This window comes from Brytella acorum (assembly GCF_029309905.1).
In the GTDB taxonomy this organism is placed as follows: Bacteria; Pseudomonadota; Alphaproteobacteria; order Acetobacterales; family Acetobacteraceae; genus Brytella; species Brytella acorum.
Map to the genome: position 1 here is coordinate 307,151 of NZ_JARBJP010000001.1, position 21,939 is coordinate 329,089.

The 21,939-nt window shown below is 60.6% G+C and carries 20 protein-coding genes and 1 tRNA gene; 13 read left to right on the plus strand and 8 right to left on the minus strand.

The window, feature by feature from the left end:
• Positions 1–10: 10 nt before the first annotated feature.
• From PWM43_RS01350 to PWM43_RS01370, 5 genes are all read right to left on the minus strand, one after another.
• Positions 11–373, minus strand: a complete 363-nt coding sequence (locus PWM43_RS01350; protein ID WP_394356005.1) for a hypothetical protein — start codon at positions 371–373, stop codon at positions 11–13.
• Between the two features lie 666 nt (positions 374–1,039).
• A tRNA-Thr gene (locus PWM43_RS01355) sits at positions 1,040–1,114 on the minus strand.
• Between the two features lie 191 nt (positions 1,115–1,305).
• Complete coding sequence (locus PWM43_RS01360; RefSeq protein WP_289840768.1) at positions 1,306–1,932, minus strand: hypothetical protein; 627 nt, start codon at positions 1,930–1,932, stop codon at positions 1,306–1,308.
• Between the two features lie 220 nt (positions 1,933–2,152).
• Entirely contained in the window at positions 2,153–2,350 is a 198-nt protein-coding gene (locus PWM43_RS01365; protein ID WP_289840769.1) for a YgdI/YgdR family lipoprotein, read from the minus strand.
• Positions 2,347–3,498: an Mrp/NBP35 family ATP-binding protein gene (locus PWM43_RS01370; RefSeq protein ID WP_289840770.1), complete on the minus strand. Its 1,152-nt coding sequence runs from the start codon at positions 3,496–3,498 to the stop codon at positions 2,347–2,349. Before PWM43_RS01370 ends, PWM43_RS01365 begins: the two co-directional genes overlap by 4 nt.
• 291 nt (positions 3,499–3,789) lie before the next feature.
• Here PWM43_RS01370 and PWM43_RS01375 point away from each other — a divergent pair, with 291 nt between their 5' ends.
• From PWM43_RS01375 to mdoH, 6 genes are all read left to right on the plus strand, one after another.
• Complete coding sequence (locus PWM43_RS01375) at positions 3,790–4,968, plus strand: OpgC family protein (RefSeq protein WP_289840771.1); 1,179 nt, start codon at positions 3,790–3,792, stop codon at positions 4,966–4,968.
• A 347-nt stretch (positions 4,969–5,315) separates the two neighbouring features.
• The gene (locus PWM43_RS01380) at positions 5,316–6,239 is read left to right on the plus strand and encodes a DUF3034 family protein (RefSeq protein ID WP_289840772.1); all 924 of its coding nucleotides are present in this window, start codon (positions 5,316–5,318) and stop codon (positions 6,237–6,239) included.
• 164 nt (positions 6,240–6,403) lie between these two features.
• Positions 6,404–7,921 carry a DegQ family serine endoprotease gene (locus PWM43_RS01385; RefSeq protein ID WP_289841149.1) on the plus strand — a complete coding sequence of 506 codons (1,518 nt, stop codon included), beginning with the start codon at positions 6,404–6,406 and terminating at the stop codon, positions 7,919–7,921.
• A gap of 24 nt (positions 7,922–7,945) precedes the next feature.
• A complete protein-coding gene (locus tag PWM43_RS01390) occupies positions 7,946–8,947 on the plus strand; it encodes an FUSC family protein (protein ID WP_289840773.1) in 1,002 nt (333 codons plus the stop codon).
• Between the two features lie 158 nt (positions 8,948–9,105).
• Positions 9,106–10,632: a glucan biosynthesis protein gene (locus PWM43_RS01395; RefSeq protein WP_289840774.1), complete on the plus strand. Its 1,527-nt coding sequence runs from the start codon at positions 9,106–9,108 to the stop codon at positions 10,630–10,632.
• An 8-nt stretch (positions 10,633–10,640) separates the two neighbouring features.
• Complete coding sequence (mdoH, locus tag PWM43_RS01400; protein WP_289840775.1) at positions 10,641–12,797, plus strand: glucans biosynthesis glucosyltransferase MdoH; 2,157 nt, start codon at positions 10,641–10,643, stop codon at positions 12,795–12,797.
• Between the two features lie 153 nt (positions 12,798–12,950).
• Here mdoH and PWM43_RS01405 read toward each other — a convergent pair whose 3' ends face one another.
• Together PWM43_RS01405 and PWM43_RS01410 are read right to left on the minus strand one after the other, a co-directional pair.
• Complete coding sequence (locus PWM43_RS01405; protein WP_289840776.1) at positions 12,951–13,469, minus strand: DUF2501 domain-containing protein; 519 nt, start codon at positions 13,467–13,469, stop codon at positions 12,951–12,953.
• Between the two features lie 6 nt (positions 13,470–13,475).
• Complete coding sequence (locus tag PWM43_RS01410; RefSeq protein ID WP_289840777.1) at positions 13,476–13,703, minus strand: hypothetical protein; 228 nt, start codon at positions 13,701–13,703, stop codon at positions 13,476–13,478.
• On the opposite strand from PWM43_RS01410, the gene PWM43_RS01415 reads away from it, so the two are divergent.
• Positions 13,702–15,789 (plus strand): S9 family peptidase, encoded by a 2,088-nt coding sequence (locus tag PWM43_RS01415; protein ID WP_289840778.1) that lies wholly within the window; start codon positions 13,702–13,704, stop codon positions 15,787–15,789. The genes PWM43_RS01410 and PWM43_RS01415 overlap by 2 nt on opposite strands.
• Before the next feature lie 20 nt (positions 15,790–15,809).
• Here PWM43_RS01415 and PWM43_RS01420 read toward each other — a convergent pair whose 3' ends face one another.
• A complete protein-coding gene (locus PWM43_RS01420) occupies positions 15,810–16,217 on the minus strand; it encodes a hypothetical protein (protein WP_289840779.1) in 408 nt (135 codons plus the stop codon).
• A gap of 205 nt (positions 16,218–16,422) precedes the next feature.
• On the opposite strand from PWM43_RS01420, the gene ykgO reads away from it, so the two are divergent.
• The 6 genes from ykgO to PWM43_RS01450 all read left to right on the plus strand — a co-directional run bounded on the left by ykgO (position 16,423) and on the right by PWM43_RS01450 (position 21,923).
• Positions 16,423–16,548 carry a type B 50S ribosomal protein L36 gene (gene ykgO, locus PWM43_RS01425; RefSeq protein ID WP_007281615.1) on the plus strand — a complete coding sequence of 42 codons (126 nt, stop codon included), beginning with the start codon at positions 16,423–16,425 and terminating at the stop codon, positions 16,546–16,548.
• A gap of 114 nt (positions 16,549–16,662) precedes the next feature.
• On the plus strand, positions 16,663–17,271 hold the full coding sequence (locus tag PWM43_RS01430; RefSeq protein WP_289840780.1) for a tetratricopeptide repeat protein: 609 nt from the start codon (positions 16,663–16,665) through the stop codon (positions 17,269–17,271).
• Positions 17,272–17,598, plus strand: a complete 327-nt coding sequence (locus tag PWM43_RS01435; RefSeq protein WP_289840781.1) for a hypothetical protein — start codon at positions 17,272–17,274, stop codon at positions 17,596–17,598. It begins immediately after the preceding gene.
• A 116-nt stretch (positions 17,599–17,714) separates the two neighbouring features.
• Positions 17,715–18,917 carry a pyridoxal phosphate-dependent aminotransferase gene (locus PWM43_RS01440; RefSeq protein WP_289840782.1) on the plus strand — a complete coding sequence of 401 codons (1,203 nt, stop codon included), beginning with the start codon at positions 17,715–17,717 and terminating at the stop codon, positions 18,915–18,917.
• A 16-nt stretch (positions 18,918–18,933) separates the two neighbouring features.
• The gene (locus PWM43_RS01445; protein ID WP_289840783.1) at positions 18,934–20,139 is read left to right on the plus strand and encodes a pyridoxal phosphate-dependent aminotransferase; all 1,206 of its coding nucleotides are present in this window, start codon (positions 18,934–18,936) and stop codon (positions 20,137–20,139) included.
• Positions 20,140–20,237: 98 nt separating this feature from the next.
• Positions 20,238–21,923: a M3 family oligoendopeptidase gene (locus PWM43_RS01450; protein ID WP_289840784.1), complete on the plus strand. Its 1,686-nt coding sequence runs from the start codon at positions 20,238–20,240 to the stop codon at positions 21,921–21,923.
• The last annotated feature ends 16 nt before the right edge of the window (positions 21,924–21,939 follow it).

Below are 21,939 nucleotides of genomic sequence, written 5' to 3' on the forward strand. Positions count from 1 at the left end.
GTCAAAGCGCTCAAGTCTTTTGCACAGGCTCCTTATGGGGAGGCCCCATCCAGGCCGGATGCTTGCGTTGGATCCATTGCAGCATGCGGTGGCTTGCACGTCGGAGCGGAGGAATATCCTCCGCCAGCAGCAGGATGCCCAGAGGCAGCATCCATAAGCCCAGGACCGGCAGGAAACTCAGGCATCCACCGAGAATGAGAAGAAGACCGGCCGGAATGCGAACCCATCGGTGACGCGGCACGAGAAGCCACGTCAGGGGGCGTTGCATGGCGTCGGGAAGGCGTTCCAGCAGTCTGTTCCGCAATTCGACACGTTCGGTCTCCAGGGCGTCGGAGGGGGGCAGTCGGGTCGACGGAACAGGGTGGTGGGTCAATGCGACCTCTCAGCTTATCAGGGTTACCCACAGATTCCGTGGAGAGCATCGTGGGCAACATTGTGGACGAATCGTTCATCCGTTGTGAGTCAGGTTAACACCATGGGCATTGATCCGGTTGCGTTCGTCACGGGACAGCGGCATTTTCGAAACTGATACCGTTACGACAAGAATACGACGTATTTTGTCAGGTTGATCAATCCAGAAGGCGAGTTTTATTGCCATCATGCTTGCGTATGGAAAGATCATAACGCCGTTTATAAAGTATCATAGACAGTCATTGTGGTGACTTATTTAAATTGAATATTTTCGCGGTCTTTTCCGAAAAACCTCGCATAAATCTCGTAATGGCTGCTTTTGTGGCGCATTGCAGACACATTTCGACGTAAATCTTTGCCGAAACGGAGGTCACGCCATGCGTCACGAACTGCCAATGGAACACGCACTCTATCTGAGTGTGGCCGCATTATTCCTTGCAGGTGCCTGTCTCGGCTTTTGAGTGCGTAAGCAACTTCTGTAAAAGCTGATCTTACCGTCACCCTGGAAATCGGTGCGTGCGAGTCACAGTCATAGCTGACCACGAACGTGCCTACGTCACTGGAACAGTTCCCTGGCGCCTTCTTTCTGCGCTTTTGCAGATATGGACAACGCGCATAGCAGGAATGCTGGTGCCGGGTGAGGGATTTGAACCCCCGACCTTCGGTTTACAAAACCGCTGCACTACCACTGTGCTAACCCGGCATAAGGCGTTTTTCCGCCATTTGTCGATCAGGCTGCTTTCATAACATCAAGCGCTTTCCGAAGAACGCTCGATCTGTCGCCGCGACGGCTTTCTTTTGGCGCTTGTTTTGATCGTCGTCAATCGGGGCTTGCTATGGAAATGCGTGACAGGTCTGTGCCCTTCTCCCACGCGGATCATGGGGGGGGCAGCCTTATTCAGCGTTCTCCGCAGGGCCGTTTTCGTCGCCAATATAGGTGAGTTCAATCGAAGAGCCGCTGTCGACGGGGGCCTGCTGACATAATGTCGCAATCTGCGTGGCCACATTCTGACGGGAGGCATTGAGGTTGAAGCCGTTGATGTTCACATGATCAGCATCTAGGCCATCGGCGAAGGCAGGACACGCATCGAGCGGAATGCCGGTCCAGCTGGCGATCCAGGCGTGGCTTGCTCCGCTCGGGCGCAGAAGCACTCGCGATTCGGGCCAGGGGCCGCGAATGGTTTCGCCGTCGCCCGTCAGCATGGCGCTGGGGATCGCATGTTTTTCAATGGCTGTCCTGTTGTTCAACCAGTAAAAATCAAATCCTTGAACGGAGTCATCGTGTGCGACGCTTATGGCCTGCGCCATGGATGTCTGCTCCGAGGCCGCCATGGCGGACTGACCCGATTCGGGATCCTGCATGAGGCCGACTGTCGCGCCGAAAAGTCCCACGCAGCAAAGCGCACCTGTCAGGGGAACGAAAATCTTCAGCGACGACGAAAGAGGCTGTGCGTTGTGCAGGAGAGGTGCGTGCGACTTATGAGAACTCGAAACCTTCCAGTTCTCCCTGACGTCCGGCATCGAAATCAACTCCTCATCGAAGGCTCGAAGCCATGGCAGGATTTACGAAGCGACTCTTCGATATGTGCAGTTTCAGCCAGTGTAAGGTCTGGACGAGTTAAAAAAGTGTGTAGGCTGTTCCTTCGAGAAAGCACTTCCGTAAAGCCGCCCTACCTCCCATGGCAGGAGCATGACCGCCGATTTTGAAAGTCAGCCACTCACCGACGAAAGTGTCGCACGCTTATTTCGACGGCGTGGTCGGCGTTGCCGTCTGCGCGGGCTGCATCAGGTGCGGTGGGGGCGGCAGATGGGGTGAATTGTCGATCACGCCGTAACCATCGGCTGCGTAGCCATGATGAACGACTTGTTTTGGGGTCGCGCAGCCGGACAGCAGGAGGCTGACGGTGATTACGAGTATGGGTGCTGATGTTCTTTTCATGCAGCGGGTCCCAGACGCAGCGAATCCGCGACCGCGCGAGCGACCGCCGTGTAGGCCCGGGCGGCCTCGCTTTCGGGTTCCGAGAGAATCACGGGCGCGCCCGCGTCGCCACTGGCGCGTATGTTGGCGAGCAGGGGAATCTCGCCAAGGAACGGCACACCGGCCGCTTCGGCTTCCTGACGCGCGCCGCCATGACCGAAGAGCTCCGTGCGATGATCGCAGTTTGGACAGCAGAAATAGGACATGTTCTCGACGATGCCGAGGACGGGCACGTGCATCTTTTCGAACATCGCGAGGCCACGTCGTGCGTCCAGAAGCGCGATATCCTGCGGCGTCGAAACAATGATGGCGCCGCGCAGGCTAAGTTTCTGGGCGATGGTCAATTGCGCGTCTCCCGTGCCAGGCGGCATGTCGATGACCAGAACGTCCAGATCCGGCCACGCCACGTCTCCGAGAAACTGCCCGATCGCTCCCATGACCATCGGACCCCGCCAGATCATCGCCTGACGCTCGTCGACCAGGAAGCCGATGGACATGGCATGCATGCCCCATGCCTCGATGGGGATAAGTTTTCCGTTCTCCACGAACGGTTTGGCGTGCTGTCCCAGCATGCGAGGCAGAGACGGGCCGTAAATATCGGCATCGAGCATACCGGTGCGCAGCCCAAGCCGGGCAAGACCGGCCGCGACGTTGACGGCGGTAGTCGACTTTCCGACACCGCCTTTGCCGGACGCGACGGCGATGATGGCGCGCACCTGCGGCAGTAGCTTCCCACCCGGGCGCGCTTCCGGCGTGCCGGGATTGTTGGCGGGGGCATCCAGTCGGAAGGGGCGATGGCCGCCTCCGATCGGCGGCTGGCCCGGCGCACGATGAGCGGTCAGGATGATGGTCGCCTTGTCGATCCCCGGTAACTGAGCGATCGCGGCTTCGGCCCTGGGACGGAGGGGTTCGAGTTTCTCGACGTCGGCGCGCGATGTCGACAATGAGATATGAGCATGCCCGTCATGCACCGCGACGCCTTCGAGGGAAGCGAAGGACAGAACATTGGAAGCGCCGCTTTCATCCTTCACGAGGCGCAGCGTCTCAAGGATACGTCCTGAATCTGCTCCGTTTTCAGGGCCGTTTTCGGGAATGTTGGAAGAAGTCATGACGGTCCTTCGATTATGCCGGGGGGACGGAGGTGCGGCTTTCGTCAAACAGGATGGTCTAGGCAGGATGGTCCAGGCGGGATAGCTCGGACGATCTGGTCCGGACCGAGCGGCCTGGACTGGGGTGGCAATCCGCAGTCTATCACGCGTAGCCGCGCGCAGGGAGTGGAACCCGACGTCATCGTTGCGTATGAACGCAGTCCCGTGGAGAGATTGACAGGATCGTGACCATCGGGACCGGGGTGGCGTGAATCACGGACCGGGTCATACCAGCATGCAGGGGAAGAACTGATGGGTCAGGGCGCGCCACAGGGCCATAATGCCGCCACTCCGCGAAAGCGCCGCGACCATCGTGTTGACGCCCTCCGCGGCCTCGCGCTGCTGATGATGCTGTGTGACCATGCCCCGCAGGACGTGCTCAATCGTTTCACGATGCGTAATTTCGGCTTTGCGGATGCCGCCGAAATCTTCGTACTTCTGGCGGGCTATGCGTCGTGGCTCGCCTATGGCCGCCGCATTCTGCGCGGGCCGCCGGAGGGCGGATGGCTTTACACTGTGGAGCGGATCCTGAGGCGCTGCTGGCGCCTTTATCTATTCCAGATGATCATGCTGTTCGTCTCGATTCTCACGATTCGGCGCTGGCGCCATTATGACCCCGTGCCCGTCGATTTCCTGGAGCCGGAGCTGGCTCATGGTTCGGGATGGGTCTGGCATGTGCTCACATTAGAGGCGCTACCCAACAATCTGAATATTCTACCGCTTTATATCGTACTGCTTTTCAGCATTCCGCTGATGGTCTGGCTGTGGTCGCGTTCGCCCTGGCTGCTGCTGGGCGTGAGTTTCGTGTTGTGGGTGGTGGCCAATTTCAATCCATCCATCAATTTCCCGAACTGGCTGGACCCCGATGGCTGGTATTTCGATCCGTTGGCATGGCAGTTCATTTTCGTGCTCGGCATGCTTTCCGCATGGGTCGCGGGCAGGAACGACGGCAACCTGCCGATTCCGCGCTGGCTGCGATGGACATGCGTGGGGCTTCTGATTTTCGGCGCCTTCGAACGTTTCCCTTATGCCCAGTGGGGGCTTCCTGATCTGACGCCGATCACCCCGCCTTCAGCCGATAAATCCATCCTCGCGTTTCCGCGCTGGACGGAAGCCATGGCCATCCTCTTCGTCGTGCAGTCGTCTGTGACGGCTATCAGGGTGTCGGAAACGAAAATCGGGCAGGCTTTTGCCCTGCTTGGACGTCATTCGCTCGAAGTCTTCAGTCTCGGCACGGTTCTGGATCTTTTTGCCCGTCTTTTCATGAATAGCGCGGGAGACGGTTGGTGGGTGCAGGTGGTCGTGAACGTGACGGGTCTTCTGGCGGTTTTCATGATGGCCTGGTGGCTGGACAGGCATCGGCGGGAAGCGGCTCTCATGGCTGGCGAAACGCGGGCCGAGGCACGACGGAAAGCGCTTGAAAACTCTTGATGTCCATAACGAACGGACCTGATGGTTCAGACGCGCCCGCATACTGAAAAGAGGGATCGGTTCCCCTAATCTCGTATATTTGAAATTGCGATCCAAACTTTAATGAAGAAATGAACTTCTTCAGTGTTAGAAGAAGATGGCGGTAGTAAACGTGATAATATAGCCCGCGTTCAGGGCAGAAGAATAGTGTTGCTGCCGGACGGAGGCAATAAATGCTTACTCTTCCTGAATTGACTTCCATAAGTTCGAGCGCGGGTCGTCAAAAATATCGTTTTGATTTCCCGACATCTTCGGGGAGTTTAAGATGTTTTCTCGTCACTGCTGTTTCTGCGCTCTATTTATTCCCAATGCGCGCCGTGGCGGCGTCGAACACGCCTGCAACCGCACAGGTCAATCTCGGTCCCGCCGTTACGGATGGCGAGGCTCCCGCGACCGGACAGTCGGAAAATGATTTCTCTCTTTCACGTCTTTTCGACGGGCAGAGGACGCTCGGCACGAGTGGGCTGAGTTCGCTGGAAGGGTCGAGCGGCGGCGGTATCGCAAGCTGGGCGACGATCGGCGGTTATGGAAGTGACAAGGGCGTCGGGATGGCCTTCCATTACAGCTACGTCAACGTCACGAATTACTGGGACCAAAATGTCGGCGCGCTCATGGGTTTCTATGATCGTGTGGAAATTTCCTATTCGCATAATTTCTTTCAGACGCGTGGTACCGGTGCGAAGCTTGGAATTGGTCGGGGCTATCAGTTCGACCTCGATACGGGCGGCATCAAGGTCCGGCTTTTCGGACACTTGCTGGACAAGACGTTGATCCCCCAGGTTTCCGTGGGGGCCATGTACAAGCATGACGGGGATTCCAAGGTCATCCATGAAGTGGGTTCGAAAAGCACGGACGGGGCGGATGTCTATATTGCCGCGACGAAGCTTTTTCCCAAGCTGGGACTTCTGATCGACACGACGATGCGCCTGACCAAAGGTAACGAGTGGGGTATTCTGGGCTTCGGCGGAGACCGTAACAACAATTATTATCCGCAGTTCGAGGGTTCTCTGGGCTATCTGCCCTCGTTTCTTCCGGGTCTGGTTGTGGGAGTGGAATATCGGACCAAGCCGCGCAACCAGAATTTTACACCGGAAAGCAACTGGTTCGATGTTTACGCCAGTTATTTCGTCAACAAGCATCTCAACATAACGGCGGCTTATGTTTCGCTCGGCACGATTGCGACTTTTCGCGACCAGACGGGTGTTTATTTCTCGGTGCAGACCGGATTTTGAGCTTTCCTCAAGCGGAAGAGACGGTCGTCCCCGCCAGATGGTGGTGACGACATGCCATCATCTGGGATAGCGTGCGGCTCATGCGACTCCGCTTTCTTCCTGCCGTCCTCCTCGGTGGCACCGTCCTGACCGCGTTTCTTCCGTTCTTTGGCGGCTCTTCCGTCATGAATCGTGCCCATGCTCAGGCAAGGCCCTCCGCCCCGCCGGCGCCTGTGGCTCCAGTGCCTGTGACTTCAGCGCCCGGAGTTCCAGTGTCCGGGGTTCCAGTGTCTGCCAGCGGGCATCCTGTCCCTGACAGCTTCGCCGATCTGGCGGAGCGACTGCTGCCGGCCGTGGTGAACGTCTCGATCTCCGCGACCCTCAAGCCGGGTCAGGACGACGAGGACGAGGACGGCGAAGGTGATGATTCTCCGGCGGTTCCCGAGTTTCCGCCCGGTTCGCCGATGGAGAAGTTCTTTCACGACTTCATGAACCGCAAACCGTCTCCCGACGAACCGCCCCGGAAGATGCAGGCACTGGGGTCCGGCTTCATCGTATCGCCGGACGGCTACATCGTGACTAACAACCATGTGGTGAAGGATGCCGATCAGGTCTCCGTCACCCTGCAGGACGATACGGTCCTGAAGGCTCACATCATCGGTCGCGACAGCCGGACGGATCTCGCCGTGATCAAGGTCGATCCGCCGCATCCGCTGCCAACGGTCGCATTTGGCGACAGTGACAAGGCGCGCGTGGGCGACTGGGTGCTGGCCATCGGCAATCCCTTCGGTCTGGCCGGAACCGTGACGGCGGGTATCGTGTCGTCACGGGGCCGCAGTATCGATCGCGGCGCTTACGACGATTTCATTCAGACGGACGCTCCAATCAATCGTGGTAACTCCGGCGGCCCGCTGTTCAACCTCAAGGGCGAGGTCGTGGGCATCAATACGGCCATCTACAGCCCGTCCGGTGGCTCGATTGGTATCGGCTTCTCCATCCCTTCGAACGACGCGCGCGGAATCATCGACCAGCTTCGCAAGGTGGGACATGTCCAGCGCGGCTGGATGGGGATTCGCGTGCAGGACGTGACCCACGATATTGCGGACAGTCTGGGTCTGAAGACCTCGCACGGCGCACTCGTCGCCAATGTCGAGGCCAAGGGACCGGCCGAGATCTCGGGGTTCAAAACCGGCGACGTGATCCTGCAGTTGAACGGTAGTCCAGTTGACGGACGTTCGCTGCCGCGCCTTGTGGCGGAGCTGGCACCCGGCACGAAGGCGCATTTCAGCGTCTGGCGCAAAGGCGCGTCCGTCAATCTTGACGTGCTGCTCAAGCCCTCTCCGGAAGCCCCGGATATGCCGCCCGCCGCTGCCAGGGCGACGAAGGGGGCCAAAACCATCGCGCTCGCTGATCTCGGCCTGACGATCGGTGCGATCGACGATGATGTCCGCACCAAATACAAGTTGTCGGATTCCCAGCGTGGCGTCGTGGTCGCGGACGTGAAGGCGGATGGTCCCGCGGCGGAGCGCGGTATCGAGGTCGGCAACCTCGTGACCGAAGTGCAGCAGGTGGAAGTCGACTCGCCTGAGGCCTTCTCCAGGGAAATCACGCGCGCGCGCCAACAGAAAAAGCACTCCGTCCTGCTTTTGCTACAAGACGGAGACGGGCTGCGCTGGGTGCCGCTGCCGCTCGACGGCAACTGATCGGTGGGATTGGGAGGCTGGAGAGTGGCGCTGCGGTCGGCCGGACCGTGGCGACAGACGTTGCGCACGCTCATCGCCGTCAGCGGTGCGTGGATCGTCGGCAATCTTCTGGGGCTGCCGGAGACGATCTGGGCGCTCATCACGGCTCTGATCGTCACGCAGGCGCGCATTACCGATACCGTTTCGACCGCGCGCGACCAGATCACAGGAACCCTGATCGGCGCCGTGGCCGGGACGGCGGTCATTCTGGCGCGCATTCTGAGCGATTGTTACTGGCCGCCTTTCTGGCTCGCGCTGGCGCCGCTCACCTTTCTCGCGGCGGTAAAGCCCGCGCTGCGCTTTTCGGCGATCACATTGATGATCGTGACACTCCTGCCGGTTTCGGGCAGTCCGTTCGGACCGCTCAAGGATCGTCTCCTCGCGATTTTTCTTGGAACGGTCATTTCGGTCGTCGTGTCGCGACTGGTCCTGCATGAAAGTGCGTGCCGCAAAGCATTTCTGCAGGCCGCCCAGCTTTTTCGGGAACTGGGCGATCTTCTCGGCGCCGCGCTGGCGGAACGGGATCACTGGGCAAAACTCGAGGAGAAAGGGGAACGTTGCGTGTCTCTGCTCAACGACCTCAACTCACATGTGATCGAGGCCCGACAGGAACGTTTCGGAAAACTCGATGAGCGTCGTACGATTCTGATCGCGCTTCCGCCTCTGATGCGGCGTCTGATGGGAGACACGCTGCTGGCGGCCCGGATGGGGGATGCTGGAACGGATGTGATGCGCGGAGGACTGGCTGAAGCCTGTGAGGGCCTCAAAAGCGCTTATGATGAACTCGCCGACGCCTGTGAGGCGCGTGCGCGTCACAACATGAAGAAAAAAGAGAGCGCGGCTTCGAAAGATGATCTTGCGGCATTGCTTTCGCGCCTGGGGCACGAAAGCATACCGGAACTTAGTTTTGTCATCGGACTTCTGAGTGAGGATCTTGAGCGTGCGGGATGCCTTCTTGGCGTCGTCGTCAAAGACAGGTCAAAATGAAATGGTTTGACATGTCACTTTGGTGTGTCTGTCGAACTCGTGCCGTATTCCGGGCGCAGGACTTTCTGTGTGTTTTGTTTCGTCTCGATATATGGTTACGAATTGCAAAAAAACGTGCGGTGTGCCCAACCGGGCCGTCGTGATCAAAGGAGTGAGTTGTGCGGCGTCGTGATTTCGTAAAGACTGGAGCTGGACTTTCGCTCGTTGGGGCTGTCGGGCGTGGAGCACGCGCGGCGGCACCCGCGCCGAATACGCCGACGCCGTTTGATGACACGACGGTCAAGCAGATCGCGCAGAAGCTGGCGAAAAGCGATTACAACCCGCCATCCGAGCGTCTCCCATCGGCCATCCATGACCTGAATTTCGATCAGTTTCGTGGGATCGCCTTCCGCCCTGAGCGGGCCTTGTGGCACGGCGAAAATCTGAACTTCGACGTCGAATTTTTCCCCCGGGGCTATCTCTACAAGCCGCAGATTTTCATGAACGAGGTCATCGACGGCAAGTCCAGCCGCATTGTCTATGACCCGGACATGTTCACTTATGAAGATCCGATGCTGAGAGTGACGGACGATCTCGGCTTTGCCGGACTGCGTCTGCGCAATCCTCTGAATTCTGCCGGGGTGTTCGAGGAATGTGCCGTGTTCCTCGGGGCCTCCTATTTCCGCGCCGTCGCGAAAGGCCAGTTCTACGGTCTTTCAGCACGTGGTTTCGCCAATGGCACGGGAAATTCGAAAGGCGAGGAATTCGCCACGTTCCGTGAGTTCTGGCTCGAAAAGCCGAAGGCGGGCGTCGATTCGGTCGTGATTCACGCACTGATGGACAGCAAGTCCGTCACCGCCGCGTTCCGATTTACGATCCGGCCCGGCGTGACGACCGTCTTTGACGTTCAGTCCTCCTTCTTTCCACGCGTCGATATCACCGAGGGCGGCGTCGCAGCTCTGACGGGCATGTTCTATTTCGACACCAACGATCGCAATCGCGTGGACGACTGGCGCCCGGCGGCCCATGACAGCGAGGCTCTTCAGGTCTGGACGGGTACGGGCGGACAGCTTTATCGCCCGCTCGCCAACCCCGTGGAACTCCAGTTCTCGGCGTTTGGCGATACGAATCCTCACGGTTTCGGTCTGATGCAGCGCAAACGCTCGTTTGCCGATTTCCAGGATCTGGCGCTGACCTATGAGAAGCGTCCCTCCCTGTGGATCGAACCGATCGGGGACTGGGGCAGCGGCGCGGTCGATCTGGTGGAAATTCCGACACCCAACGAAGTGAATGACAACATCGTCTCCTTCTGGCGGCCTACAAAACCGATGGAGAAGAACCACGAATACGACTTCACCTATCGGATGTACTGGGGCTGGGACACGCCGTGGCCCACGGATCTGGCACGCGTCTCCGCCACGCGGGTCGGCAGCGTCACGGATCATCCCGATGCGCGTATGTTCGTGATCGATTTCGACGGCAAGCCCTTCGAGAATTTACCGCCGAACGCGCAGTTCCACCTGATCCCGCGCAGCTCGGTAGGAACGATCCGCAACGTGGTGGTGGAGCCCAACCCGAATATCAAGGGCTGGCGTACCACGTTCGAATTTTATCCCGGGGACGCGAAGCTGGCCGAACTGCAATGCCAGCTTGCCGATGACAAGGCTCCCGTTTCCGAACAGTGGATGTATCATTGGACTCCCTGAGCGCCCCGATGCCGACACCGAATGATTTCCTGCCGCCGCTTTCGCCTCTGGTGATGCCGGTGCAGGATCTTCATAAAGCCCCCGAAACCTATGGCCGTGACGGTGCGCCCGCCACGAGGCCCCCAGCGCTGTGGCTGAGACGTCTTCTCGTCTTCGGCGGCGCGATCGCGCTGACGCTGTTTGGCGCGTATGAGATGAATCTCGTGCTCAACAGTATGGGCGTCTCGGCGCTGGGCGTCATCGTGCTCGGTTTCTTCGTGATCCTGGCGGCGTGGATTTCCCTGTCGTTCACGTCGGCTGTGGCCGGTTTCGTGTCGGTTCTATGTCGGGGCGGACTGGGGCTCGGTATTCAGCGCGAGGGGGCTCTGCCCATCCTGCGTGCCCGCACGGCGGTCCTGATGCCGACCTACAATGAAGACCCGGAGCGCGTCCTCGTCGGCCTGAAATCCATCTATGACAGCCTGATCGCCACAGGACAGATCGCGGCTTTCGACTTCTTCCTTCTGTCCGATACGACCGATCCCGATGTCTGGGTTCAGGAAGAGCGGGCTTACCTTTCATTTCGCGAAGCGGTCAGCGGGAAGGGAAGGGTCTTCTATCGTCGTCGCGCCAAGAACGTCGATCGCAAGGCGGGGAATCTCGGCGAGTGGGTTCGCGCGCATGGCGGCGCTTATCAGCAGATGCTGACGCTCGATGCCGATAGCGTCATGGATGGCGCTCTGATCGTTCGCGCTGTCGACGCGATGGAGCGCAACGAGGGAGTCGGCCTGATCCAGACACTGCCCGTGATTGTCGGCGGACGCACGCTTTTCGCGCGAATGCAACAGTTTGCCGGACGTGTCTACGGGCCGCTGATCGCCCATGGTATCGCCTGGTGGCACGGTTCGGAGGGAAATTATTGGGGGCACAACGCCGTCATCCGCACACGGGCTTTCGCCGAACAGGCGGGGTTGCCGCATCTGCCGGGACGCAAGCCTTTCGGCGGTCACATCCTGAGTCATGATTTCGTGGAAGCCGCCCTTATGCGGCGGGGCGGCTGGGCCATTCACATGGTGCCGGGACTTTTCGGCTCGTATGAAGAAAGCCCGCCGTCCCTCACCGATGTCGCCATTCGCGACCGGCGCTGGTGTCAGGGTAATCTCCAGCATTACAAGCTGCTTCTGACGAAGGGCATGGCGTGGGTCAGTCGTCTGCACATGCTGATGGGCATCGGCTCCTACATCACGTCGCCGTTATGGCTTCTGTTCCTGCTGTTCGGCATTCTGATTTCCCTGCAGGCGCGCTTTGCGCGTCCGGAATATTTCGGCAGCACGAAGTCGCTGTATCCTCACTGGCCGCAGGTCGATCCGATTCAGGCCAAATTCGTGTTCATCGGCACGATGGGCATCCTGTTGGCACCGAAATTTTTTGCTTTCATTGCGATGCTGTTCGATCGAGCGGCTCTCAAAGGCAGTGGCGGGGTGCTGCGTCTCGCGACCTCGATCGTGCTGGAAACAATCATCGGCGGTCTGATCGCGCCGATCGCCATGTTGATTCAGACGTCCGGCGTTCTTTCGATCCTGATGGGGCGGGATTCCGGCTGGAATGCGCAGAACCGTGACGATGGACGCGTTGATCTCAGGCAGGTGGCGCGCGGGTACTGGATTTACACACTGATCGGCGTCCTGCTCGCAACGGCGGCCTGGCTGGTTTCGTTCTCGCTTTTCCTGTGGATGACACCGGTTCTTCTCGGTCTGCTTCTCGCCATCCCACTTGCGGCATTGACGGCGAGCCGGGATGCTGGCCTGTGGCTGCGTCATCTGGGGCTTCTGACGATCGTCGAGGAAACGATACCGCCGCCGATCCTGCGGATCGTATCGGCCAATGAGTTGGCGCGCACGCGTCGGGAAGAATGCGTCGATCCGGCGATGGACGAGGCATTTTATGCACTGCGTCACGATCATTCTCTACGCGAAGCGCACCGTGCGGCGCTTCCTCCCGCACGGACCGTCGGCAGCGCGATCGATCCGAATCTTCTCGTGGGACTGGTGAAACTGCGTGAAGCGACGGATCTCGCATCCGCGCGGCGCTCCCTGTCCCGTCAGGAGAAAGCGGCTGTTCTGGCCAATGCCGAGGGTCTGACCCTCATTCTTGCGCTTCCCGACGACGGAAAACGGCAAGTCTGATTACGTTTCCAAACGGGCGAAACCCCGCAGGGCCTGGCCCTGCGGGGTTTTACGGCTATGGAGCCCGTCGTGAGCGTGTCTTCATGCTCTCATGAAGACACGGCATCGTCGTATAGGAAACGTGCCCGAGGGTGCGCTTTCCCGGACCGATGCTCAGCCTCCGATCAGAGACTGGCCGCGCTTGACGAGGTCGTTGCAGACCTTCGTGCGCTTCGAGAGATCAAGCGTTTTGATATCGAACGGTGCGCTCGTATTGGTCTGAAGCAGACCCTTGCCGCCGAGCGCGTAATACTGGTCGTTGCGGACATCGGGCCGCTTGGAAAGCGTGCGCGCGACCGTGCGCGGTGTCGTTCCATAGAGTGCCCTGCTCTTGATGCAGTAGTACAGGATGCCACCGACATTGCCCGCGCTGGCGGAATCAACGGAGGGCAGAGCGTCCTTTCCGAGCGCACCCGCGGTCGCGGTCGTCTGGGCCGGATCGACATTCGCGATGGCCTGCGCGCCGTGATTGTAGCCAGGCACGGGCGGAATCGTCGTCCCGGCGGGAACCGCGGATTGGGCTGGCGCGGTGGTCGAGGGAACGGCGACCGTCTGTGCGGTGGCGCCCTGCGAGGCAAGGATCCCAGTCGTGGCGAGAGCTGCGGCAGTAAGCGCGAAGTGACGATAGTTCATGATTACTCACTTGTTTTTATCGGCAAGGTATCGAACCACTTGAGATTTTCGGATGAAATCTTGTGGCTTTCTGCCCTGTGACGCGGGCAGTGTTGGAATAACACCCAAGAGCGCCATCGGTTTCTTCACGACTGATCTTTCGTGCCGTCGAGCGGCGTTGTTGAGCCCTATGCCGATCTGCGGCACAAGAATCCATCGGAACCCCGGACCCCAGATTTCTGAACGGATACGCATGTTACCTCCCAGCCCCCGACGCGAACCTCGCACCATCGATCAACTGGGACGCGTGCGTGTCGATCCGTTCGCATGGATGAAAGACGAGGACTGGCAGAAGGTCCTGCGTGATCCCTCCGTGTTGCGTGCGGATATCGCCGACCATCTGCGCGCCGAGAACGCTTATGCGGAAGCCGTTCTCGCGGATGTCGAGCCTCTGCGGACGGCACTGTTGGCCGAAATGATCGGTCGCGTGCCTCCGGTCGAGGAATCCGTGCCGGTTCCGGATGGCGCGTGGGCGTATTATGCGCGTTATGCCGACGGAGCCCAGTATCCCGTTCATGCCCGTCGCCCCCGAAACGGCGGCGAGGAGCAGGTTCTTCTCGACGTGGACGCTGAGGCCAAAGCGCATGCCTATTATGCGCTGGGAAATGCCGCGCATTCCGATGACCATGCGTTGTACGCCTATGCTGAAGACGTGCAGGGCTCTGAAGTCTACCGGATCCAGGTCAAGGATCTCGTGACGGGCGCTCTCTGCGGACCGGCCGTCGAGAGCACGACGGGAAGTTTCGCCATCTCGCCCGACAGTCAGTGGCTGTTCTGGATCTATCGGGATGATCATGGGCGGCCCTCGCGAATCTATCGTCGTCCGATCCGCGGTGGTGAGGACATGCTGGTTTTTGACGAGATCGACGCTGGTTTCTTCCTTTCGATCAGCGTCAGCGCGTCGAGGGCATGGATCCTGATCGAGCGCGGTGACCATGATACGAACGAGACGCTGCTGATCCCCGCTGCCGACCCGACGGCACCGCCCGTGGTGGCGTCTCCTCTGGTGCGCGGGGAGCGTTACAGCCTCACACACTGGAATGATCGATTTATCGTCCTGACGAACGCTGACGGGGCGATCGACTTCCAGCTCATGTGGACGCCCGATACGCAAACGGCGCGCCAGAACTGGCGGGCCTTCGTTCCTCACGAAGCGGGACGTTTTCTGCTCGGAGTCAGCGTCTCGGAACGCGATCTCGTCTGGGCGGAGCGGCATGACGGCAATGTCGCCATCCGGATCGTGCCATGGGGCGTCGAAGGCGACGTGCGGGCTCAGGCGCGGGCGATCGTTGTCGATGAACCGGCATTTGACCTCACCCTGGTCGGGATTCTCGAATATTCAGGCACAATCCTGCGCTATATTTACGAATCTCCGACGACGCCCGCCCACTGGTACGATTACGATCTGACGACCGGGGCGCGTGAATTGCGCAAGGTGCGTGAAGTGCCGTCCGGACATGACCCCGCTCTTTACGAAGTACGGCGCGTCTTCGCACCGGCGACCGACGGCGAAAGCATCCCCGTTACGATCCTGCGGCGCAAGGACACGCCGATCGACGGTACCGCACCGCTGTTTCTCTATGGCTACGGCTCCTACGGCATTCCGATGGAGGCAGGGTTTTCCACGACCGTTTTCTCCCTGGTCGATCGGGGCTGGATTTACGCGATCGCCCATGTCCGGGGCGGCTCCGAGAAAGGATGGAACTGGTTTCTGGACGGTCGTGGCCGCAAGAAGCCCAACACCTTTACCGACTACATCGCCTGCGCGCGTCACCTGATGACGGAAGGCTATGCGACAGGCGGTCATATCGTGGCGCATGGCGGCTCCGCCGGGGGGCTGCTCATGGGCGCGATTGTGAATATGGCGCCGGAACTGTTCGCGGGCATCGTGGCTCAGGTGCCTTTCGTGGACATGCTCAACACGATGTCCGACGTGACGCTGCCGCTCACGCCGCCCGAATGGCCGGAATGGGGAAATCCCATTACGGATGCCGAGGCGTATGACCTGATCGCGAGCTATTCCCCATACGACAATATCGCCGACCGGACCTATCCGCCGGTCCTGGCGATGGGCGGCCTTTCCGATCCGCGCGTTACATATTGGGAACCCGCTAAATGGATCGCGCGGCTGCGTCTCGAAGCGAAGGGCGGCCCGTTCCTGTGCCGCATCAACATGGATGCGGGACATGGCGGCTCGTCAGGCCGTTTCAAAAGGCTCGAAGAGGTTGCCGTGGTTCAGGCCTTCGCCATCTGGGCCGAAGCCAGAGCGGGCCATTCCTGAAGGCCCCGGGCTTTGGAAGACTATTCGTCTTCCGGGGCGTTGGGATCGCGTGGCGGCGCGAGGGTCTGACATAGTGCCGGCAGTTTGGCGAGCGTGTTGCCTTTGGTGCGACAGAGCGTGCGGGCGTCGGTCCCGCAGACCTCGTTGGCATCATCGTAGTCGGATTCGAGTACGTCCTTGGCGACGGCCGTCTGTTCTTCCTTGCCGCCAGCTTCCGCTGTCGCCACGATGTCCTGCGTTTTATGCAGCTCCTTGAGCTGGGCGACGCAGGCATCGCTTGCGCTATCGGGATCTGTCTGGAGAACCTGGAGATAACGGTTGAGCACCGCCGGCGGCGCGCGGCTGGCCGTGTCGTCTTCGGCATGAGCCGCCAAGGGAAGGAGGAGGGCCATGCAGACGGGAAGGAGGGCAAGGGCAGAGCGGGACATGGTGCTTAGTCTATCGTCGTTGTCGGCCTCTGCCTACGGGGTTGAAAGCGTATCCGGCAAGGCTTTTCGTAACCGATTTGTGCCACGGGGCCGGATGAATGGTTGACTCTCGCCCTGCGCCTTTGTAATGCCCTGCGTCATCTGCGGGCTCATCGGCCCGTCCGGTTTTTATCGCGGCGTCAGCCTGCTCTGGAAAGCGAAGCACATGAAGATCCGTAACAGCCTGAAGTCCGCGAAGGTTCGTGACAAGGACTGCCGCGTCGTCCGCCGTCGCGGCCGCGTTTACATCATCAACAAGAAGAACCCGCGCATGAAGGCCCGTCAGGGCTGATTGTCCGGCTGGGTCGTCGCATTGGGACCTGCTGGCCCGATTCGTCATCTGAAGGTTAGGAAAAGGCCGCGTCTGCTCTCATGCAGTGCGGCCTTTTGCCTTTTTGCCGCCCTGTTGCAGCTCGCGGCGGCCCCGGTCCCGAAAGCGGAGATCGGCCATCAGACCGTTCCGGGCGGCGCGGGAGCGGCGTCCCCGGCTTCAACGGATCATGCCGCGGTCAAACCGGACGTCAGGGCTCCCAAACCTGATCCCCTGAAAGAGGCGGTCAAGGCCCTGCGCGAGGCGAAAAGCGGTGGGGAAGCGCGCTCCCTTGAAGCGAGGGCCGAGACCCTGCGTCAGAAGGGGCTGGATCCTGCCGTCCTTCTTCTGATCAAGCATGCCAATAAAGGGCTTGAAACTCTGGATTTCCGGCTCGCCCAGCAGGCCATCAGCGATGCGCTCGTCCTTCAGCCCGACAAGGCGATCATTCGCCGCGAGCGCGCGCATGTCCGTAATGCGGCCGGTGACTTCGACGGTGCCATTTCCGATCTCGCCGTGGCCTTGCAGGCGGATCCCGACGATGTGAAGGCATGGGAACTCCTGGCGGAAGTCGAGCGCGGGCGACATGACTACGCGGCGGCCGTCAACGCGCTCGATCATGCGCTCGCGCTCGATCCCAAACTGCCGGATGGCGACAAGCGCCGGAAGGATCTGGAACTGCTGCGGGACGGTCGTCCAACCTGAATGCGCAACCGCAATGCTGACGCATTCGTTAAGTGTTATGAACCGCCCCTCGCGGATAACAAAAACCAAGGAGAAAACACGATGTTCGGTTGCAAGAAGAAGAAGGACGTGGCCGCCGAAGCCGGGAAGGCGAAGAACCGTCTGGCCGAGGCCTGCCCCGTTGAGTCCCCTGTCGCCCGTGACGTGATGATGGTTGGTCTGGCGACGCTGGCGGCTTTCGGGCCCAAGGGTCTTCGCGGTCCGTTGAAGAAAGTTCTGGCCATCGTCACCGTGGCGGGCGTGGCCTGTCAGTTCATGAAGTGCTGCAAAAAGAAGAAGGCCGCCTGAAGCTTCCCGTCTTCCGAGAGAGGAAAAATCGCGGCGGGAGATTTTGTCCGCCGCGAAACGGGGGTAGGGTTCGCGCGGCGTAAATCCCGCGCGGCCTTTTCTCCGGATATCGAGCCATGTCTCTCATCGCTGATCGCCTCAATCGTATTTCTCCCAGCCAGACGATTGCGATTACGCAGAAAGCGCGCGCGCTCAAGGCGGAAGGCCGCGATATCATCAGCCTTTCGGCTGGCGAGCCCGATTTCGACACGCCCCGGAATGTCAGGGATGCCGCGATCCGCGCGATCGAGGCGGGCCAGACCAAATACACCGATGTCGCGGGTACACCCGCGCTACGCTCAGCGGTTGCTGCGCGTCTGAACGCCGATTTCGGCACGGATTACCGCGCGGAAGAGATCACGGTCTCGACTGGCGGCAAGCAGGTCATTTTCAACGTCTTCCTCTCGACTCTCGCCGCCGGTGACGAGGTCATCATCCCGGCTCCGGCCTGGGTCTCCTATCCCGATATCGTCGAGTTGGCTGATGGCAAACCCGTGGTGGTGCCGACGCAGCCTTCCAAAGGTTTCAAGATGACCGGCGAGGAACTGCGTGCGGCCATCACGCCGCGGACGAAGTGGATCGTCCTGAACTCGCCATGCAATCCGACCGGATCTGCTTACAGTCACGACGAACTCCGCGCTCTGTGCGACGTGCTTCTCGAGCACCCGCGCATCTGGATTCTGACGGACGATATCTATGCCAAGCTGGTTTACGACGGTTTCGTCTCGTCGACGGTCGTTCAGGTGGAGCCGAAGCTCCGGGACCGGACAGTGACCATGAACGGCGTGTCAAAGGCGTATGCCATGACAGGCTGGCGTATCGGCTTCTCGGCGGCGCCGGTCGAACTGACAAAGGCGCTGATCAAGTTGCAGGGGCAGAGCACGAGCAATCCCTGCTCCATCGCGCAGGCGGCGGCTCTCGAAGCCGTTTCCGGTCCGCAGGACTTCATCGGCGAGATGGTGAAGGTCTATCAGGAGCGGCGCGATCTGGTCTTCGGCATGCTCAACCAGGCAGCGGGTCTGACCTGTGCGCGGCCCGAGGGCGCATTCTATGTGTTTCCTTCCATCGAGGCCCTGATGGGCAAGACCACGGCGTCCGGCCGGGTGATCGACAGCGATGAAGCGTTCGTGACGGCGCTGCTCGAGGAAACGGGTGTGGCGGCGGTGCATGGGAGCGCTTTTCTGATGCCGGGCTTCTTCCGCATTTCCTATGCGACGGATACGGCGAGCCTGATCGAGGCATGCACGCGCATCCAGCGTTTCTGCGCGTCACTGACGTAAACAAGGGGAAATTGTCATGACGGCCCATGTCGCGATGCGCCTCAACGGGCTGCCGCAACCCGCCACGATCGCCATGGCGCAGCGCGCTCGCGCGTTGCGCGCGGAAGGGGCGGACATCATTTCGCTGGCGCTCGGCGAGCCGGATTTTCCTTCGCCGTCCGAAGCGGTCGAAGCCGCCGCGGCAGCAGGTCGGGCCGGTGACACGCGTTATCCGCCGATCGCCGGACAGCCAGCGCTCCGGGCGGCCATCGTCGAGAAGTTCCGCACACAGAACGGGCTGGATTTCCTGCCGGAGCAGATTCTCGTCGCCAATGGCGGCAAGCAGATTATTTTCGACGCCTTCATGGCCACGATCGATCCCGGTGACGAAGTCATCGTTCCGGCGCCCTACTGGGTGAGCTATCCCATCATCGCGCAGATGATGGGGGGCGTATCGGTTCCGGTCATCTGCCGCGAGGATGACGGGTTTCGTCTGCGCGCCGACGCGTTGCGGGCGGCGATCACGCCCAGGACGCGCTGGCTCGTCCTGAACTTTCCGAACAATCCGAGCGGCGCGATCATGGAGCGCGCCGATCTCGAGGCCGTCGCGCAGGTTCTCAGGGACCATCCCCAGCTCTGGGTGATGGCCGACGAGATCTACGAACATCTGACTTTCGACGACCGAAAGCATGTTTCGCTCGCTGCCATCGCGCCGGATCTCGGAGATCGTATCCTGACCGTGAACGGCATGGCGAAAGCCTATGCCATGACCGGCTGGCGGGTCGGGTTCGCGGGCGGTCCGCTCTCTCTCATCCAGGCCATGACGAACATCCAGAGCAATGCGACGTCGGGTGTGTGCACGCTTGCCCAGGCGGGTTCGGTCGCGGCCTTGCAAAGCCCGTTCGAACGGGTGGTCAGCATGCGTCAGACCTATCAGGCCCGACGCGATCGCGTCGTCGCCGCGCTGCGTGACATGCCGGGCGTGACCTGCGCGATGCCTGATGGCGCCTTTTATGCCTATCCGGGCTTTGCGGCCCTGATCGGCAAACGCACGCCCGGTGGTCGCGTCATCGACAGTGACGTGGCGTTCGCCGAGGCGCTGCTCGAAGAAGCGCATGTCGCCGCCGTGCCGGGCGCGGCCTTCGGCATGAGCCCCCATATACGCCTTTCCGTCGCGGCGTCCGACGACCAGCTCGCGGAAGCCTGCCGCCGCATGGCGCGCTTCGTGGCGTCGCTGGACTGATCACGCGCGGTGGCAGGCTCTTAAAATTCTGCTGAGAGACGGTCGCTTTCCCTCGGTACGGCTGGACAGCGGGGCCGCCCCGATGCGACCATCATTTTATGAAGCACGATGCCATTCCGCCATTTGAAGATCTGAAATTTCCGCGTCCGACCCGGGAAAGCCTGGCCGGAGATTATGCCACGATCAACGCCTTGCTGGATCAGGGCGACCACACGGGGGCGCTGGACGCGTTCGACGACGTGCGTCGTCGTTTCGATTCCTGGGCGGCCCTGGTCCATCTCCAGTTTTCACGCAATACGGCGGACGAGGCCGTCGTCGCCGAGCGCGATCATGCGGATACGTTGTCTCCGGTGGCGACGGAGCATGAGGTCGCGCTGAAGCGTCGCCTTCTCGCCGAGCGCTCCAAGCTCGAAGCCGTGGTGGGGCCGTATATCGCGCAACTCTGGGATGCGGACATCACGACCTTCGACCCGAGGATCGTGAAAGACCTGGAAGAAGAAGCCCGCCTGAGCGCGGAATACACAGCCCTTCTGGCCTCCGCCAAAATTCCTTTCGACGGCGGCGAACTGAATCTGTCGGGGCTCGCGCCTTACCAGCAATCCCTCGACCGTGAGGTCCGACATGCCGCCGAGAAGGCGCGCTGGGCCTTTTTCGAGAAGCACGGTCCGAAACTCGACGACCTTTTCGATCGACTGGTCAAATTGCGGACGGGCATGGCGAAGACGCTCGGTTTTTCGACTTACACGCCGCTTGGCTATCGTCGCATGCGCCGCACCGATTACGGCCCGGCCGAGGTCGCCTCTTTCCGCGATCGGATCGCGCTGCGCGTCACGCCCCTCGTGCAGTCCCTTCTGTCTCATCGCGCGCTTGAAATGGGCTGGGGCAAGGCGATGGCGTGGGATGAGGCGCTGATCGACCCGGCGGGCAATCCAGCTCCGGCCGGTGATTACGATCTGCTCATCCGGCGTGGGCAGGACATGTTCGACGCGCTCGATCCCGAGGGCGAAATGGGGCGTTTCTTCGCGCAGATGGTCGGCGAGAACTATCTGGATCTGAAGAACCGCGAGAGCAAGGCGGGAGGGGGATTCTGCACCTCGTTTCCGACCATCGGGATGCCTTACATTTTCGCGAATTTCAACGGAACGCATGGGGATATCGGCGTCTTTACCCATGAAATGGGACATGCGTTCCAGAACTGGAAGAGCCGCGATCTGTCCCCGATGGACGCCCTGTGGCCGACCATGGAGGCCGCCGAGATCCATTCCATGGGTCTGGAATTCCTGACCTGGCCGCAGATCGACCGCCTGGTCGAAGATGGCGGCGGCGATCGTTATCGTCGGATGCACCTGATCGACAGCCTGTCCTTCCTGCCTTACGGCGCATGCGTCGATCATTTCCAGCACGAGGTTTACGCGCGTCCCGACATGACGCCGCAGGAGCGTCACGCGACATGGCAGCGACTGGAGCGGCGTTATATGCCCTGGCGCGACTGGGGGGATCTCTCCTATCCCGCCAATGGCTGCCGCTGGCAGGCGCAGATGCATGTCTATCGCTCGCCGTTCTATTATATCGATTATACGCTGGCCCTGACATGCGCCATGCAGCTCTGGCTGCGCAGCCGCGCGGACGCGCCGGGAACGATGGCGATCTACAAGGAGCTATGCGCCGCTGGCGGCAGCAAGCCGTTCACGGCGCTCCTGAAGGATGCGGGCCTAGTGTCGCCTTTTCAGGATGGCGTTCTCGCCGAGGTCGTGCTCGAAGCCGAGCACGTCCTGTTCGGCTGAAGCGGGGCGGCGCGAA

What these genes read in the sequence shown, in the direction of transcription:
- PWM43_RS01360 (WP_289840768.1), bottom strand. Translation starts at nt 1,932, where the DNA reads ATGCCGGACGTCAGGGAGAACTGGAAGGTTTCGAGTTCTCATAAGTCG.
- PWM43_RS01365 (WP_289840769.1), bottom strand. Translation starts at nt 2,350, where the DNA reads ATGAAAAGAACATCAGCACCCATACTCGTAATCACCGTCAGCCTCCTG.
- PWM43_RS01370 (WP_289840770.1), bottom strand. Translation starts at nt 3,498, where the DNA reads ATGACTTCTTCCAACATTCCCGAAAACGGCCCTGAAAACGGAGCAGAT.
- PWM43_RS01375 (WP_289840771.1), top strand. Translation starts at nt 3,790, where the DNA reads ATGGGTCAGGGCGCGCCACAGGGCCATAATGCCGCCACTCCGCGAAAG.
- PWM43_RS01380 (WP_289840772.1), top strand. Translation starts at nt 5,316, where the DNA reads ATGCGCGCCGTGGCGGCGTCGAACACGCCTGCAACCGCACAGGTCAAT.
- PWM43_RS01385 (WP_289841149.1), top strand. Translation starts at nt 6,404, where the DNA reads ATGAATCGTGCCCATGCTCAGGCAAGGCCCTCCGCCCCGCCGGCGCCT.
- mdoH (WP_289840775.1), top strand. Translation starts at nt 10,641, where the DNA reads ATGCCGACACCGAATGATTTCCTGCCGCCGCTTTCGCCTCTGGTGATG.
- PWM43_RS01405 (WP_289840776.1), bottom strand. Translation starts at nt 13,469, where the DNA reads ATGAACTATCGTCACTTCGCGCTTACTGCCGCAGCTCTCGCCACGACT.
- PWM43_RS01415 (WP_289840778.1), top strand. Translation starts at nt 13,702, where the DNA reads ATGTTACCTCCCAGCCCCCGACGCGAACCTCGCACCATCGATCAACTG.
- PWM43_RS01410 (WP_289840777.1), bottom strand. Translation starts at nt 13,703, where the DNA reads ATGCGTATCCGTTCAGAAATCTGGGGTCCGGGGTTCCGATGGATTCTT.
- PWM43_RS01420 (WP_289840779.1), bottom strand. Translation starts at nt 16,217, where the DNA reads ATGTCCCGCTCTGCCCTTGCCCTCCTTCCCGTCTGCATGGCCCTCCTC.
- ykgO (WP_007281615.1), top strand. Translation starts at nt 16,423, where the DNA reads ATGAAGATCCGTAACAGCCTGAAGTCCGCGAAGGTTCGTGACAAGGAC.
- PWM43_RS01435 (WP_289840781.1), top strand. Translation starts at nt 17,272, where the DNA reads ATGCGCAACCGCAATGCTGACGCATTCGTTAAGTGTTATGAACCGCCC.
- PWM43_RS01440 (WP_289840782.1), top strand. Translation starts at nt 17,715, where the DNA reads ATGTCTCTCATCGCTGATCGCCTCAATCGTATTTCTCCCAGCCAGACG.
- PWM43_RS01445 (WP_289840783.1), top strand. Translation starts at nt 18,934, where the DNA reads ATGACGGCCCATGTCGCGATGCGCCTCAACGGGCTGCCGCAACCCGCC.
- PWM43_RS01450 (WP_289840784.1), top strand. Translation starts at nt 20,238, where the DNA reads ATGAAGCACGATGCCATTCCGCCATTTGAAGATCTGAAATTTCCGCGT.